This window comes from Pseudoxanthomonas sp. LjRoot206 (genome assembly GCF_056175725.1).
This window is the reverse complement of sequence record NZ_JBGFFI010000002.1, coordinates 836,551-851,764: the sequence shown is the minus strand read 5'-3', so window position 1 is coordinate 851,764 and position 15,214 is coordinate 836,551. Positions and strand designations below refer to the sequence as shown.

The following is a 15,214-nucleotide window of genomic DNA, read 5'->3' as shown; positions in this document are numbered from 1 at the left end:
GCACCGCACCAGCCCCGCCGGAGGGCCTATTGCGAGCGCAGTGCTTCGATGGGATCGAGCTGCGACGCTTTGCGTGCCGGGTAGTAGCCGAAGAACAGGCCGGTGGCGATCGAGAAGCCCGCGGCCAGCCCGATCACCTGCCCGTTCAACGCGACCGGCAGTTCGCTGAACTTGCCCACCAGCAGCGCACCGACCACCCCGATCACGATGCCTAGCACGCCGCCGCCGAGCGACAGCAGCATCGCCTCGGCAAGGAACTGCCGGCGCACGTCGCCGGGTCCCGCGCCCACCGCCATGCGCAGGCCGATCTCGCGGATGCGCTCGGTCACCGACACCAGCATGATGTTCATGATGCCGATGCCGCCGACGATCAGCGAGATCGTGGCCACCGCGCCCAGCAGCAGCGACATCAGCTTGGTGGTGGCGGTGCGGGTGGCGACGATCTCCGAGATGTTGCGGACGTTGAAGTCGTCCTCCTCGCCGGGACCGATCTTGTGCCGCTGACGGAGCAGCGCCTCGACCTCGCCCTGCACATAGCTCAGATCCTTGGCGTCGGCCACGGTCAGCGCCACCTGCTGCACGGCACCCGGCGGCAGACCCATCGAACCCATCAGGCGGCGCCGCGCGGTTTCCAGCGGCACCATCATCACGTCGTCCTGGTCCTGGCCGAAGCCGCCCTGGCCCTTCGGCGCCAGCGTGCCGACCACGGTGAACGGCACGCGTCCCAGGCGCACGGTCTGGCCGACGCCGCTGTCCTCGCCGAACAGCGTGCGCCGCACGGTCTCGCCGAGGATCACCACCTTGTCGGCGCTGGAATAGTCCTGCGCATCGAAGCCCTCGCCGTTGGCGATGACCCAGCTGTTGATGTCGAAGAAATCGGCCTGCACGCCCTGCCAGCTGGTCGATGCATTGTTCTCGGCGAACACGATCTGCGTGTTTCCGCGCAACGCGCCGGCCACGTACTGCACCTCCGGGATCTCGTTACGGATCGCGTCGACGTCGCCTTCCTTGAGCGTGTAGAAGCTGCTGGAACTCATGCGCACGCCACCACCGCCGGGACCGCGGCCGGCACCCGGGCTGATGTCCAGGCGCTGCGAACCCAGGCCGGACACCAGCTTGTCGATCTCGGCCTGGGTGCCCTGGCCCACCGACACCATGACGATGACCGCGGCGATGCCGATGATCACGCCCAGCGACGTCAGCGCGCTGCGCATCCAGTTGCCGCGCAGTGCGTGCAGCGCGGTGCGCAGGATGTCGGAGAACTTCATGGCCGGCCTCCCGCGTGGTCGGTGTCTTCATGCAACTCGCCGTCGCGCATCACCAGGATGCGGTCGGCATGCGCGGCGACTTCGGCGTCATGGGTGATCAGGATGACGGTGTGGCCGTCGTCGCGCAGGCGCTTGAACAACGCCAGGATCTCCTCGCCGGTCTTGCTGTCCAGCGCACCGGTGGGTTCGTCGGCCAGCAGGATCGGGGGCTGGTTGATCAGCGCGCGCGCGATCGCCACGCGCTGCTGCTGGCCGCCGGACAGTTCGTTGGGACGGTGGCCGGCGCGCTCGGCCAGGCCGACCGCGGCCAGCGCCTCGCGTGCACGGTCGGCGCGCTCGCCCGGCGGCACCTGCGCATAGCCCAGCGGCATCGCCACGTTCTCCAGCGCGGTCATGCGCGGCAACAGGTGGAAGCCCTGGAACACGAAGCCGATCTTCTCGCGGCGCAGGATCGCCAGCTGCTCGGCGTCCAGCGTGGCCACATCGATGCCGTCGCACAGGTAGCTGCCATCGGTGGGCGTGTCCAGGCAGCCGATCAGGTTCATCAGCGTCGACTTGCCCGAGCCGGACGGCCCCATGATGGCGACGAAATCGCCGCGGTCCACGCGCATGTCCACGCCGCGCAGCGCGACCACTTCCGCCTCGGTCCCGGCGGAGTAGACCTTGCCCAGCGAATGCGTCTGGATGACCGGTACGCGCTCGCCGGCGTTCGCGGACGGCGTGCTCATTCCTTCGCGCGCTCGCCCACGACCACCACGTCGCCTTCCTTCACCGCGCCGGACACCTCGGTGCTGGTGCCGTCGCTGGCACCCACGCGCACCTGCACCATCTCCGGCTTGCCGTCGGTGAGCTTGTATATCGGCGCGCGCTTGGCGCCGAGCAGCGTGCGCAGTTCGCCATCCCAGCGCTGCTTCTGCTGGTCGTCCAGGGTGGCGCGGAACGGCGCGAAATCCTGCTGCATGCGTTCGGCCATGCGCTGGCGGATCTGCGCCTGCATCGCGCCGCCGCCCGCGGCGTTGCCGCCCGAACGCGGACCGCCGCCCGGACCACCGAACATGCTGGCACCGCCGCTGCGCTGTTGCGCCTGCGCCGCGCGGGCGGCCTGGCGTTCGCGCAACGCCGCCAGCGCGGCGTCGAACGCGGCCTGCTGTTCCGGCTTCAGCTGCAGCGTCCCGGCCACGCGCACCAGGTCGTCGCTGACGCCGCTGCCACGGTTCTGCCCGCCGCCCTGCGGTGCCTGCGCGCCGGTCGCGGTATTGGCATTCGCCTCCTCGCCGGTCGGCTTGTAGCGCAGCGCGGCGTTGGAGATCTTCAGGATGTTGTCGCGCTTGCTGACCTCGATCTCGGCATTGACGGTCAATCCGGGCAGCAGCGTGCCGTCGCTGTTGTCCACGCTGACCACCACCGGGTAGGTCACCACGTTACTGGTGGTGGTGGCCGACAGGCGCACCTGCTGCACTTCACCACGGAACTGGCGGTCGGCGAACGCATCGACGGTGAAGGATACCGACTGGCCGACCTTGACCTGGCCGATGTCGGCTTCGTCGACGGCCAGTTCGATCTTCATCTTCGACAGGTCTTCGGCGATGGTGAACAGCTCCGGCGCCTGCAGGCTGGCCGCCACGGTCTGGCCGGGCTCGATGGTGCGGGTCAGCACCACGCCGTCCACCGGCGAGCGGATGACGGTGCGGTCCAGGTTGACGCGGGTGGTCTGGGTGGACGCGGTCTGCTGGCGGATCGACGCCTGTGCGGCGTTGACCTGCGCGCGCGCCTGGTCGCGCGCGGCGCGGGCCAGGTCGACGTCGCTCTGCGCGACCAGCTTCTGCGTGCCCAGATCGGCCTTGCGGGTGTAGTCCAGTTCGGCATTGGCCAGCGTGGCCTGCGCCTGCTTCAGGCTGGCCTGCGCGTTGGCGATCTGCGCATTGCCCTGTTCGATCTGGGCCTCGTAGGTGCTCGGGTCGATGCGCGCCAGCACCTCGCCCTTCTTCACTTCGCTGTTGTAGTCGACCAGCACATCGGTGACCTGGCCGGAGATCTGGCTGCCGACGGTGACCGTGGAAATGGCGCTGAGCGTGCCGGTGGCCGAAATGGCTACGCGGATGTCGCCGCGCTCGACCGTGGCGGTGCGGTAGGCGCTCTCGGCGCCGTCGGCCTTGCGCGAGGTCCAGTACAAAGCACCCGCGCCGAGGAGGGCGACGATGGCCACCCCGAACACGATCTTGGGCAGAGGGGATTTCTTGCGGGGGGCGGTGCGTGCTGGCTGGCTCATGCAGTGAGTCGGCTCGGAGAATGGGGGTCGGGAACGGGAACGCGCCGGAGGCCGCGGCGTTGACAGCCCGCGGCGCCGGTCAGTTCCCGTTATAGATTACGGAACGAAGCGGATCGTCGCCGTGGTGCCGCGTCCCAGCTCGCTGTCGAGCTCGATCTTCCAGCCGAATCGGTCGCACAGGCGGCTGACGATGGACAAGCCCAGGCCGCTGCCGTGCGGCCGGGTGGGATCGGCGCGGTAGAACGGTTCGAACACCCGGGTCATCGACTCCGCCGACATGCCGATGCCGGTGTCGCGCACGATCACGCGGTCGGGCTCCAGCAGCACGTCGATGCGGCCGCGGTCGGTGTAGGCGCAGGCGTTGCGCAGCAGGTTGCTGACCACTACCTGGAACACGCGCGGCGGCGCATGCAGGCGCGGGCGCGCATGCAGCGTGACCTCCAGGTCGACCGGCTTGTTGAGCAGCAGCGTGCGCGCGTTCTCGGCCTCGTCCATGACGATGTCGGCGACGTCGAAGTCCTCGCTCTGCGGTTCCACCTCGGCCTCGCGGGCGAGGATCAGGAAGGCGTCGATCACCGCCTCCATGTCGCGGCCGGCCCGCTGGATGCGCTGCAGCGCGCGCGCCACCCGCGGCGGTGCGTCCTCGGCCATGCCCATGTCGGTGGCCACGCGGATCACGGTCAGCGGCGTGCGCAGCTCATGGCTGGCGTCGCGGGTGAAGTCGCGTTCGCGCGCCACGTGCGCACTGACGCGCTGGGCCAGCCCATGCAGCGCGGAGGCCAGCTGCCGCGCTTCGCCCTGCACGTCGTTCGGCAGCTTGTCGGCGGCCAGCGCACTGACGTCGGGCCGGCGCGGATCCCATTCCGAGACCTGCCGCGCCAGCCAGCTGACCGGCGATACCAGCCGCTTGGACGCACGATAGGTCAGCCACGACACCAGGTAGATCGCGACCAGCGTCATGATGATCGGCACGGTGCCGAAGTAGAACGCCAGGCGTTCGGCCTGCGAACGCAGGAACACCAGGTACAGGCGCCCTTGCGGCTGCTCGTCGACCAGCACCAGCAGGTCGTCGCTCCGCAGTTCGTGGAAGCCGGGGGCGAGGTCGCGCAGGTTCTCCGGCAGCACCAGGTTCGAGTGCCCCTTCACCACCAGGTAGCCGCGCAGGTTGAAGGTGTTCGGCGGCGGCTGCGCGGTGCTGGCGCTGTAGAGCTCCCAGAAATGCGCGGCTTCTTCCTGCAGCGCGGTGTTCATCAGGCTGTGCTTGATGACGGCGGAGATCAGGTAGACGCCCAGCACGATGGCCAGGCTGACCATCACGGCCTGCAGGATGAAGGCGATCCTGAGTTTGCGGGGCAGGCCTTGGCGCATGGGAGGTCGTCGGGCGAAGGCCGGAGTATGCCGCGCGCCGACGGGCGGGTCAGCCGATGTCGGCGATGCGGTAGCCCGCGCTCTGCACGGTGTGCAGCAGCGGCTTGTCGAACGGCTTGTCGATCACCTTGCGCAGGTTGTACAGGTGGCTGCGCAGCGTGTCCGAATCCGGCAGCCCGTTGCCCCAGATCTCGCGTTCGATTTCCTGGCGGGTCACCACGCGCGGCGATTCGCGCATCAGGATGGTCAGCAGGCGCAGGCCGATGGGCGACAGCATCAGTTCGGTGCCGCCGCGGGTGGCGCGCATGCTGACCGGGTCGAGGACCAGGTCGGCGACCTTCAGCACCTCGGCACCGACCTGGCGGCGCTCGCGGCGGATCAGGGCGCGCAGGCGGGCTTCCAGTTCCTGGATCGCGAACGGCTTGGTGAGGTAATCGTCGGCACCGGAGCTCAGGCCGGTCAGCTTGTCGTCGAGGGTATCGCGCGCGGTCAGCATCAGCACCGGGGTGGACTTGCGCGCTTCGGTGCGCAGCCGCTTGCAGACTTCCATGCCGTCCAGGCGCGGCAGCATCAGGTCGAGCACCAGCACGTCGTAACTGTTCTCCACGGCCAGCCGGTAACCGTCCAGGCCGTCGGTGGCGTAGTCGACTTCAAAACCGCGACCTTCGAGGTATTCCCCGATCATCTCGGAGATATTGCGGTTGTCTTCCACCACCAGCACCAGACCCGCAGTTTCCTGACTGTGTCGCATGACGACTCCTTGAGAGGCTTCAGGTTTGTGAAACTACCGGTCGACCGGTAGACACCGCGTGAAGACGATCTTTCCATTCAGTCGGCAGTTGGGATTACGCTTCGCCCTCTTTCCCCACTGGCCCCGCCATGATCGACCGCGTCCTGCCCCTCTTCCTGCTGCTGGCCTCCAACGTCTTCATGACCTTCGCCTGGTACGGGCACCTGAAGTACAAGTCCGCGCCGCTGTTCATGGTGATCCTGGCCAGCTGGGGCATCGCCTTCTTCGAGTACATGCTGATGGTGCCGGCCAATCGCATGGGCAGCGCGGTGTACTCGGTGGTGCAGCTGAAGACCATCCAGGAAATCCTGACCCTGCTGGTTTTCGCCGGCTTCAGCACCTGGTACCTGGGCCAGCCGCTGAAGTGGAACCACTACGCGGCCTTCGCGCTCATCGTCGGCGCGGCGTTCCTGATGTTCTACGAGCCGTAGCGTGCGCCGTGCGCACGGAGATCTCGGGGTCGTGCGCACGGCGCACGCTACCTAGAACCGGATCTTGCCGGTCAGGATGTCCTTGAACATCACCCAGTCGCCGGCGAAGGAATAGAACGGGTGCTTGAAGGTGGCAGGGCGGTTCTTCTCGAAGAAGAAGTGGCCTACCCAGGCGAAGCCGTAGCCGCAGAACAGCGCGGCGAGCAGCCACCAGGCGTTGCGTTCGACGATGGCCAGCACCAGCAGCGCGAGCACGCCGCAGCTGCCGATGAAGTGCAGGCGGCGTGAGGTGCGGTTGCTGTGCTCGTCGAGGTAGAACGGGTAGAACTCGCGGAAGCTGGCGAAGCGGCTCATGTCCCCTCCCACAGGGTCAGGCGGCGCGTGGCGCGAACATGATCACCGCCATGCCGGCCAGGCACAAGCCGGCGCCCAGCAGGTCCCAGCGCGTCGGCTTCACCGCATCCACCGCCCACAACCAGCCGATCGCCATGGTGACGTAGACGCCGCCATACGCGGCATAGACACGGCCCGACGCTGTGGGGTGCAGGGTCAGCAGCCAGGCGAACAACGCCAGGCTGGCGGCCGCCGGCACCAGCAGCCAGGCGCTACCTCCCTTGCGCAACCACAGGTAGGGCAGGTAGCAGCCGACGATTTCGGCCAGCGCGGTGGCGAGGAACAGCAGCAAGGTTTTCATGGGACCCCTGTAGGAGGGGCTTCAGCCCCGATGCTTTGTGCGGTCGGGGCTGAAGCCCCTCCTACAAGCCCTGTCGCTTCACCTTCGCCCACAGCGCTTCCTGTTCTTCCAGGCTGAGCGCGGACATGGTGGTGCCGTCTTCGGCGGCGAACGCCTCCATCGCACGGAAGCGGCGTTCGAACTTGAGGTTGGCGCGACGCAGCGCGCCGCCCACGTCCACCTTGGCGTGGCGCGCGAGGTTGGCGGCGACGAACAGCAGGTCACCGATCTCGTCTTCGAGTCGCTCATCGCGTTCGGGCGACGGTGCGGCGGCGAGTTCGACGCGCACTTCGTCGATCTCCTCGTGCAGCTTGTCGATCACCGGCGCGGTATCGGGCCAGTCGAAACCCACGCGCGCCGCGCGCGACTGCAGCTTGATCGCGCGCTGCCATTCGGGCAGGCCGCGCGAGACGCCGGCCAGCGCGGACGTGTCTTCTTCGCCTGCGGCCTTGCGTTCGGCCGCCTTGATCGCTTCCCAGTTGACGGTCTGCGCTTCCGCATCGGCGAACGAGGCGTCGCCGAAGACATGCGGATGGCGCCGCACCATCTTGTCGCAGATTGCGTCGACGACATCGCCGAAGGCGAAGGCGCCCTGCTCCTGCGCCATCTGCGCGTGGAAGACGACCTGCAGCAGCAGGTCGCCCAGTTCGTCCTTCAGCGCCGGCAGGTCGTGGCGGTCGATCGCGTCGGCGACTTCGTAGGCCTCTTCCACCGTGTACGGGGCGATGGTCGAGAAATCCTGCTCCAGGTCCCAGGGGCACCCGCCGTCGGGATCGCGCAGGCGGGCCATGATGGCCAGCAGTCGCGCGATGTCGCCGTCAGGCGCTGCGGGCATGTCCATTCGCGTCGTCCTGCGCGCGCGCCAGCCAGGTACGCCACGGCAGCGTCATGTCGCCGAGCGCCACGAAATCGCCGTTGAGCAGCGTTTCGCGACGGTTGTAGCGGAACGCGCGCCCATCCGGCGCCAGCAGCGCGCCGCCGGCGGCTTCCAGCACGCATTGCGCGGCGGCGGTGTCCCACTCGCTGGTGGGGCCGAAGCGCGGGTAGACGTCCAGCGTGCCCTCGGCGATGCGGCAGAACTTCAGCGACGAGCCGAGCGATATCTCCTCGATTCCGCCCATGCCGTCGAGGAAGGCCTGCGTGCGCGCGTCGCGGTGCGAGCGGCTGGCCGCGACCGTCAGCGTGCCGGTGGCCGGGGCGCGCGTGCGGATCTGCGCATCCACGTCGCCGACGCGGCGGTAGGCGTTGCGGCCCTGCCGTGCATGCCAGGTCTCGCCGGTCACCGGCGCGTGGACCACGCCGAAGATGGGTTCGTTCTGCTCGATCAGGGCGATGTTGACGGTGAACTCGCCGTTGCGCTTGATGAACTCGCGCGTGCCATCCAGCGGGTCCACCAGCCAGTAGGTCGGCCACTGGCTGCGTTCGGACCACGGGATGTCAGCAGCTTCTTCCGACAGCACCGGCCACTGCGGGGTCAGCCGGCGCAGGCCGTCGGTGATCACCTGGTGGGCCGCCATGTCGGCGGCGGTCAGCGGGCTGTCGTCACTCTTGCGCTGCACGTCGAAGGCGTTCTCGTACACCGCCATGATGGCGAGGCCCGCTTCGCGGGCGATGACGATGACGGCTTCGTGCAGGTCTGCGGTCATTCGACTCATGTCCGCGCGTTCAACCATTCGCGGGCGATGAACAGCGCCGCCAGCGAACGGCCTTCCGAAAAATCCTCGCGCAGCATCAACTGGTCGAGGTCTTGCAACTTCCAGGGCACTACTTCCAACTCCTCGGGTTCATCCCCCGGCAGGCGCTCGGGGTACAGGTCTCTTGCCACCACCAGCCAGGACTGGTGGCTCATGTAGGTGGGCGCCAGGGTCAGGGCGCGCAGCACGTCGAGGCGGCGCGCGCCGAAGCCGGCTTCTTCCTTCAGTTCGCGGTCGGCCGCCTGTTCGGGCGTTTCGCCGGCATCGATGCGGCCCTTCACCAGGCCCAGCTCGTAGCGGTGCATGCCGGCGGCGTACTCGCGCACCAGCAGCACCGTTTCGTCGTCCTGCATCGGCACCACGACCACCGCGCCATGGCCCTGAGAGCGCAGGCGGTGGTAACGGCGGCGTTCGCCGTTGCTGAATTCCAGGTCCAGCTCTTCGACATGCCGGTCCGGCCCGTCGGCGCGCTGGGTGATCCCGTGGATGGTGGGCAGGCGGCTCATGCGACGGGGCGGAATCCGCCCGCGCCACGCGATGCGCGGCGACGGCAGGGGGCGGTGCCCGATATCATGGGGGGATGCGACAACAGGATCATCAGACGGGAATGCTAGCAGAGGCGGACGACTGGCGTGCCCGTGATCTGTCGGTGCTGTGGCATCCCTGCACGCAGATGCGTGAACACCCGCACACCTTGCCACTGGTGCCGATCGCCCGCGGCGAAGGCGCATGGCTGGTCGGCCACGACGGCACGCGTTACCTGGATGCGGTGAGCAGCTGGTGGACCAACCTGTTCGGCCATGCGGAACCGCGCATCGGCGCCGCCATCGCCGCACAGGCGCAGTCGCTGGAGCAGGTGATGCTGGCCGGCTTCACCCATGCGCCGGCGGTGGAACTGGCCGAACGCTTGCTGGCGGTGGCGCCGCGGCAGCCGGGTCGGGCGCCGCTGGCGAAGGTGTTCTACGCCGACAACGGCTCGGCCGGCGTGGAAGTGGCGCTGAAGATGGCGTTCCACTGGTTCCACAACCGTGGCGAGCACCGGCGCACGAAGTTCATTGCGCTGGAGAACGGCTACCACGGCGAAACGCTGGGTGCGCTCGCGGTGGGCGACATCCCGCTGTACCGGCGGGTCTATGCGCCGCTGCTGACCGAGGCCTTGTTCGCGCCCTCGCCCGATGCCTACCTGGCGCAGCCCGGCGAATCGCCGGCCGACTGCGCGCAGCGCGCCGCCGATGCGCTGGCGGCACTGCTGGACGATCATGCAGGCGAAGTCTGCGCGGTCATCGTCGAGCCGCGCGTGCAGTGCGCCGGCGGCATGCGCATGCACCATCCCGACTACCTGGCCCGCGTGCGTCGGCTCTGCGATGCGAGCGGCGCGTTCCTGATCGCCGACGAGATCGCGGTCGGCTTCGGCCGCACCGGCACGTTGTTCGCCAGCGAGCAGAGCGGCGTGATGCCGGACCTGCTGTGCCTGTCGAAGGGCCTGACCGGCGGCTTCCTGCCACTGGCCGCGGTGCTGGCCACGCAGGCGATCTACAATGGCTTCCTCGACGATTCGCGCGAACGCGCCTTCCTGCATTCGCACAGCTACACCGGCAATCCGCTCGCATGCGCGGCCGCGCTGGCGTCGCTGGACATCTTCCGCGCCGACGACGTGCTGGCACGCAATCGCGCCACCGCGCGCACGATGGCGGCGCTCGCCGAACCGCTGGCGGCGCACCGGCACGTCGCCGACGTGCGCCAGGCCGGCATGATGCTGGCCTTCGAACTGACCCAGGACGGCGACAAGGCCACGCCCTTCCCCGCCGCGGCGCGCATCGGCCTGAAGGCGTACCGCGCGGCGCTCGCGCGCGGCGTGGTGCTGCGGCCGCTGGGCGACGTGCTGTACTGGATGCCCCCTTATTGCGTGGACGGGGACGCGCTGCAACTGCTGGCCGACGTCACCCGGACGGCGATCGACGAGGCGACGGCGTGACGCCCCGTTCCGTCCCGCTCGCTGCCGCAAGTCCTTGCGGCCCGGTCCATTCCATCCGATCCGCGGTCGGGGCTGAAGCCCCTCCTACAGGAATGTCCGATGCGCCTGACCCGTTGCTTCGTTGAACTGCCATTGCAGGCTGGCGCGCAGTTCGCCCTGCCCGATACCGCCGCCAACCACCTCGCCCGCGTGCTGCGGCTGCGCGAAGGCGACGGCTGCGTGCTGTTCAACGGCGACGGCCATGACTACGACGCGCGCATCACCGCGATCAGCAAGCGCGGCGTGCTGGCGGACATCGTCGGCGCACGCGCCGTCGACAACGAGTCGCCGCTGCACGTCACCCTGCTGCAGGGCATCGCGCGCGGCGAGAAGATGGACCTGATCCTGCAGAAGGCGACCGAACTCGGCGTGGCCGCGATCGTGCCGGTGATGGCGGAGCGCACCGAGGTGAAGCTGGACGCCGAACGCACCGAGAAACGCGTGGCGCATTGGCGCAGCGTCATCGCCTCGGCCTGCGAGCAGAGCGGGCGCGCACGCCTGCCGACGCTCGCGTCGCCAGCCGCGCTGGCCGACGCGGCACGCTCGGTCGATGCCGGGGCGACGAAACTGACGCTGGATCCGGTCGGCGAGGTATCGCTGGCCACAGTGAACGTCGCCGCGGCCAAGGTGGTGGTGGCGATCGGACCCGAAGGCGGCTGGTCGCCGCGCGACCGCGACACCCTGGCGGCGGCGGGATTCATCGGCCTGCGCCTCGGCCCGCGCATCCTGCGCACCGAAACTGCAGGCCTCGCGGCCATCGCCGCGCTGCAGTCGAGATTCGGCGACCTGTAAGACGGGCTCACGTCTGTCATCGCAAGGCATCAGACGTACCCCGACCGCATGTCGAACAACGTCGGTCGCAGATCGCGAATAGGTGGGCCAAGGCCCACTCTACGAAAGGTCATGCCGCGCCGGCCATCCTCGTCTCGTCGCGTGCCAGACCGTAGGGCGGGCTCAAGCCCGCCATCGCACGGCACCGGTCTGCGGCGCCGCAGACCGAAGCATCTGCATGATGTACGGAGGTGGGCCCGGCCCACCCCATGAAGCGTCAGGCCGCGCTGGCCAGCGCGTCGTCGATCATCGTCTCGACGAGTTCCAGGTCCGGCAGCACGGCGGCTTCGTCGCCGAGCAGCACGCGCACCTTCACGCCGACCGGCAGGTCTTCCTCGGTCGCGTCGGCGAGCAGGCCGTCGCGCGGCACCGACACCAGGCGCGGGAACGACGGCGTCAGCAGCGCGAAGTACGGGCGGTCCTTGTCGCCGCTCAAGGCCTTCAGCACGACGATCTTGCTGTTCAACGCCACCGGGTCGTTGGCGTTGCCGGTCAGGCGGCCGAACGCGACCAGCGGCACCGGCCAGCCATGCCAGTCGATGCGACCCGGCAGCCAGTCGGGCATGTCGGCCACCGGCTCGACCGGTGCGCGCGTCAGCACTTCGGCGACGGTGGCGTTGGGCAGCAGCAGGCGGTACTCGCCCGCCTGGATCAGGACGCCGCGGATTTCGTCGTTGGAATGGGCCATCGTGTGTTCCTCAGAACCAGCGGTCGGTCAGGCGTTGCGCGATCAGCGCGGGCGAACCCAGGTCGGCGCCGCGCGCAGCGAGCGCCTTGGGCGCGGCGGGGTCGTAGCAGCCGTCCTGCGACTGGCCCATGACCAGCGCGCCTGCCTTACCCAGCGCTGCGGTCGCGTCGACCAGCGCTGTATCGCTGCCGCTCAACAGCAGCACCGCGCTGTCGGCCGGCGGCAGCTGCGGGATCATCGTGTGGATCACCTCGCCGGGGCGGAAACTCACCGCGCCATCGTCGACGAACGGCACCACGTCGCCGGGCAGCACATAGATGTGTCCGGCTTCGGCGGCCTTGCCAGCCTCGGCCAGCAGCACCGGCATATGCGCCACGCGCTCCATCTGCCGGACCAGGTTGTCGTAGCGGCCGCCGTCGAGGCGCAGGTGCACCATCACCGGCTTCGGGAATCCGGTCGGCAGGTCGGCGAGCAGCTTGCGCACGGCATCGGGACCGCCGATGCCGGCGAACACCAGCACCGCGCCCTGCGCACGCGCCGACGGCGCGACGCCACCGCCATCCAGCGGTTCCAGTTCCAGCGTCGACAGGTCGAAGCCGGAGGAGGCCTTCGCGGCCGGCGCGTCGGGCAACGGCGGCGGTCCGGCCGACGGAAGTTCGGGCAGCGGCGGGGGTGAGGACGGCGCCTCCGCCGGGGTGGAGGCCGAACGCAACCAGGCATCCGCGTCGATGACCTGCTCGTCCGTCTGGCGTGCGTGGAAGCTGCCGGTATAGGCGTAATCGTCGCTGGGCAGTTCCAGCGCCATCCCGGCGACCGACGCCAGGTAATCGGACACGTTGTCGCCTTCGTGCAATTGCGCAGGCGTGACGGGCAGCCCGGGTTCCAGCTGCAGGCCTACGTCCTCCTCGCGGCCGGGCGGCAGCACGTCGCGATGGCCGTGCAGCTTGGCGGCGAGGTGGCGTGCCCAGCGCTGGGCGTCCCAGCCCTGGCGGCGCGCGGCCAGCTCGGCCTCGTCGAAGATCACCGCGACCGCGGGATCGTGCAGCACGCTGTCGAAGCGCTCCAGGCTGTCCTCGATGGCCGGCTCCAGCGCCACCAGCACCACCTGCGGCGCACTGTTGCCCAGCGCCTCGGCATCGAGTGCGTTGGGGTCGTCTTCCAGCACGATTTCGGCGCCGGCCTCGTGCAGCGCCACGCGCAGGCGCTCGCGCGCCTCGCCCGGGCGCGCCAGCAGGGCGACGCGTTTGGCTTCACTCACGGACACGGGCGATTCCCAGCAGGTCGTACACGTTGCGCATCAGGTCGAGCTCCTGGTACGGCTTGCCCAGGTAGCGCTGCACGCCGATGTCGAAGGCGCGCTGGCGGTGCTTGTCGCCGGTACGCGAGGTGATCATCACGATCGGCACGTCCTTGAAGCGCGGATCGGCCTTCATCGCCGTGGCCAGCTCGTAACCGTCCATGCGCGGCATCTCGATGTCGAGCAGCATCAGGTCGGGCACGCGCTCTTCCAGCTTCTCCAGCGCTTCGACGCCGTCGCGCGCGGCGCCGACCTCGAAGTTGTGGCGTTCCAGCACGCGGCTGGTCACCTTGCGCATGGTCAGCGAGTCGTCGACCACCATCACCAGCGGCACACGGCGCTGTTCGACCGTCGGCGCCTGCGCCGCGGGCTCCTGCGGCTGCGCGAGGTGGCGACGCACCAGCGGCGCGGCGTCCAGGATCACCACCACGCTGCCGTCGCCGGTGATCGTGGCACCGTAGATGCCGGGGATCGAGGCGATCTGCGGACCGACCGGCTTGACCACGATTTCGCGGTTGCCGAGCACTTGGTCCACCGCCACGGCGGCGCGCAGGTCGCCCGAACGCACCAACAGCAGCGGCACCTGCGGCTGGCCTTCGGCCTTGGCCGCGCCCTGCCCGACCAGGTGGCCGAGGTTGTACAGCGGATAGTCTTCGCCGGCGTAGTGGTAGCTGCCCGCACCGGCGCTGAAGCGGGCGTGGCTGATGCGGCCGATACCGCTGACCGCCGCCACCGGCACCGCGAACTGCGTCTCGCCGATCTGCACGAACACCGCCTGGCTGACCGCCAGCGTCTGCGGCAGGCGCAGGGTAAACGTCGCGCCCTTGCCCGGCACCGAGCTGATTTCCAGCGAACCCCCGAGCTGGCGCACCTCGTTGTAGACCACGTCCATGCCCACGCCGCGCCCAGCCAGCTGGCTGACCTTGTCGGCGGTGCTGAAGCCGGGCTCCAGGATCAGGCGGTCCAGCGCGCTGTCGGGCAACACCGCGCCCGGCTGCAGCAGGCCGCGCTGTTCGGCGCGCTTGCGGATCGCGTCGCGGTTCAGGCCGGCGCCGTCGTCGGTCACCTCCAGCACCATTTCCGAGCCTTCGCGACGCAGCGCGACGTGCACGGTGCCCTCTTCCGCCTTGCCGGCCTTGCGGCGTTCCTTCGGCGTTTCCAGACCGTGCGCGACGGAGTTGCGCAGCAGGTGCTCCAGCGGCGCGGTCATGCGGTCCAGCACGTTGCGGTCCATTTCGCCATGCGTACCGGAGAACTGCAGGCTGACCTGCTTGTGCGTTTCCGTCGCGGCCTGGCGCAGCACGCGGCGCAGGCGCGGCACGATGCCTTCGAACGGCAGCATGCGCGCACGCATCAGGCCGTCCTGCAGCTCGGAGCTGACGCGCGACTGCTGCTGCAGCAGGCTGTCGTACTGGCGCGCGAGGTCGTCCAGCACGCCCTGCAGGCCGCTGATGTCGGCGGCCGATTCGGCGAGCGCGCGGCTGAGCTGCTGCAGCGTGGAGAAGCGGTCCAGTTCCAGCGGATCGAAGGTCGGATCCTGCTTGTCGTGCTCGCGCTGGTAACGGGCGACGATCTGCGCCTCCGTTTCCAGGTCGAGGCGGCGCAGCTGGTCGTGCATACGGATGTTGGTGCGGTCCAGTTCCGCCATCGCACCGCGGAACGCGCCCAGCTGCTGCTCCAGGCGCGCGCGGTAGATCGCGACTTCGCCCGCATTGTTGACCAGGCGGTCGAGCAGGTCGGCGCGGACGCGTACCTGCTCCTGCTGGCCGACGGGGAAGAATTCTTCCTCGGCGGGCGCGGTCGCCGCATCGGTGTCGATCGGCGCCGACAG

The 15,214-nt window shown here is 69.2% G+C and carries 15 protein-coding genes and 1 pseudogene; 3 read left to right on the top strand and 13 right to left on the bottom strand.

All coding sequences use genetic code 11. From position 1 onward, the window contains the following. Positions 1-26: 26 nt before the first annotated feature. From AC04MD_RS08635 to AC04MD_RS08615, 5 genes are all read right to left on the bottom strand, one after another. On the bottom strand, positions 27-1,268 hold the full coding sequence (locus AC04MD_RS08635; RefSeq protein WP_475496858.1) for an ABC transporter permease: 1,242 nt from the start codon (positions 1,266-1,268) through the stop codon (positions 27-29). After that, the gene (locus tag AC04MD_RS08630; RefSeq protein ID WP_475496857.1) at positions 1,265-1,996 is read right to left on the bottom strand and encodes an ABC transporter ATP-binding protein; all 732 of its coding nucleotides are present in this window, start codon (positions 1,994-1,996) and stop codon (positions 1,265-1,267) included. Before AC04MD_RS08630 ends, AC04MD_RS08635 begins: the two co-directional genes overlap by 4 nt. Further along, positions 1,993-3,537 carry an efflux RND transporter periplasmic adaptor subunit gene (locus AC04MD_RS08625; RefSeq protein ID WP_475496856.1) on the bottom strand — a complete coding sequence of 515 codons (1,545 nt, stop codon included), beginning with the start codon at positions 3,535-3,537 and terminating at the stop codon, positions 1,993-1,995. The genes AC04MD_RS08630 and AC04MD_RS08625 overlap by 4 nt, the downstream gene beginning before the upstream one ends. Positions 3,538-3,633: 96 nt before the next feature. Beyond that, positions 3,634-4,905 carry a sensor histidine kinase gene (locus tag AC04MD_RS08620; protein ID WP_475496855.1) on the bottom strand — a complete coding sequence of 424 codons (1,272 nt, stop codon included), beginning with the start codon at positions 4,903-4,905 and terminating at the stop codon, positions 3,634-3,636. Positions 4,906-4,954: 49 nt separating this feature from the next. After that, positions 4,955-5,656 (bottom strand): response regulator transcription factor, encoded by a 702-nt coding sequence (locus tag AC04MD_RS08615; protein ID WP_055940490.1) that lies wholly within the window; start codon positions 5,654-5,656, stop codon positions 4,955-4,957. 128 nt (positions 5,657-5,784) lie between these two features. Between AC04MD_RS08615 and AC04MD_RS08610 the strand changes: the two genes are divergently transcribed. Next, entirely contained in the window at positions 5,785-6,126 is a 342-nt protein-coding gene (locus AC04MD_RS08610) for a DMT family protein (protein ID WP_241046992.1), read from the top strand. A gap of 51 nt (positions 6,127-6,177) precedes the next feature. On the opposite strand, the gene AC04MD_RS08605 is transcribed toward AC04MD_RS08610, so the two are convergent. The 5 genes from AC04MD_RS08605 to nudE all read right to left on the bottom strand — a co-directional run bounded on the left by AC04MD_RS08605 (position 6,178) and on the right by nudE (position 9,059). Continuing rightward, positions 6,178-6,480, bottom strand: coding sequence for an Mpo1-like protein (locus AC04MD_RS08605; RefSeq protein ID WP_162337794.1), 303 nt, complete (start codon positions 6,478-6,480; stop codon positions 6,178-6,180). 16 nt (positions 6,481-6,496) lie between these two features. Continuing rightward, on the bottom strand, positions 6,497-6,820 hold the full coding sequence (locus AC04MD_RS08600; protein ID WP_475496854.1) for a YnfA family protein: 324 nt from the start codon (positions 6,818-6,820) through the stop codon (positions 6,497-6,499). Positions 6,821-6,881: 61 nt separating this feature from the next. Beyond that, positions 6,882-7,694 carry a nucleoside triphosphate pyrophosphohydrolase gene (gene mazG, locus AC04MD_RS08595; protein WP_475496853.1) on the bottom strand — a complete coding sequence of 271 codons (813 nt, stop codon included), beginning with the start codon at positions 7,692-7,694 and terminating at the stop codon, positions 6,882-6,884. After that, complete coding sequence (gene cysQ, locus AC04MD_RS08590) at positions 7,678-8,514, bottom strand: 3'(2'),5'-bisphosphate nucleotidase CysQ (RefSeq protein WP_475496852.1); 837 nt, start codon at positions 8,512-8,514, stop codon at positions 7,678-7,680. The genes mazG and cysQ overlap by 17 nt, the downstream gene beginning before the upstream one ends. Beyond that, entirely contained in the window at positions 8,511-9,059 is a 549-nt protein-coding gene (gene nudE, locus AC04MD_RS08585; RefSeq protein WP_298130000.1) for an ADP compounds hydrolase NudE, read from the bottom strand. Before nudE ends, cysQ begins: the two co-directional genes overlap by 4 nt. Positions 9,060-9,160: 101 nt before the next feature. On the opposite strand from nudE, the gene bioA reads away from it, so the two are divergent. Together bioA and AC04MD_RS08575 are read left to right on the top strand one after the other, a co-directional pair. Next, positions 9,161-10,528, top strand: coding sequence for an adenosylmethionine--8-amino-7-oxononanoate transaminase (bioA, locus tag AC04MD_RS08580; protein ID WP_475496851.1), 1,368 nt, complete (start codon positions 9,161-9,163; stop codon positions 10,526-10,528). A 99-nt stretch (positions 10,529-10,627) separates the two neighbouring features. After that, positions 10,628-11,359 carry a 16S rRNA (uracil(1498)-N(3))-methyltransferase gene (locus AC04MD_RS08575; protein WP_475496850.1) on the top strand — a complete coding sequence of 244 codons (732 nt, stop codon included), beginning with the start codon at positions 10,628-10,630 and terminating at the stop codon, positions 11,357-11,359. Between the two features lie 256 nt (positions 11,360-11,615). Here the strand turns inward: AC04MD_RS08575 and AC04MD_RS08570 are convergent, their stop codons facing one another. The 3 genes and pseudogenes from AC04MD_RS08570 to AC04MD_RS08560 all read right to left on the bottom strand — a co-directional run. Next, positions 11,616-12,086, bottom strand: a complete 471-nt coding sequence (locus AC04MD_RS08570; RefSeq protein WP_475496849.1) for a chemotaxis protein CheW — start codon at positions 12,084-12,086, stop codon at positions 11,616-11,618. A gap of 10 nt (positions 12,087-12,096) precedes the next feature. Continuing rightward, positions 12,097-13,344 carry a chemotaxis protein CheB gene (locus tag AC04MD_RS08565; RefSeq protein WP_475496848.1) on the bottom strand — a complete coding sequence of 416 codons (1,248 nt, stop codon included), beginning with the start codon at positions 13,342-13,344 and terminating at the stop codon, positions 12,097-12,099. Further along, a pseudogene (locus AC04MD_RS08560) lies at positions 13,337-15,130 on the bottom strand (response regulator); the annotation flags it as partial. The gene AC04MD_RS08565 and the pseudogene AC04MD_RS08560, both read right to left, overlap by 8 nt. Positions 15,131-15,214: the final 84 nt, after the last annotated feature.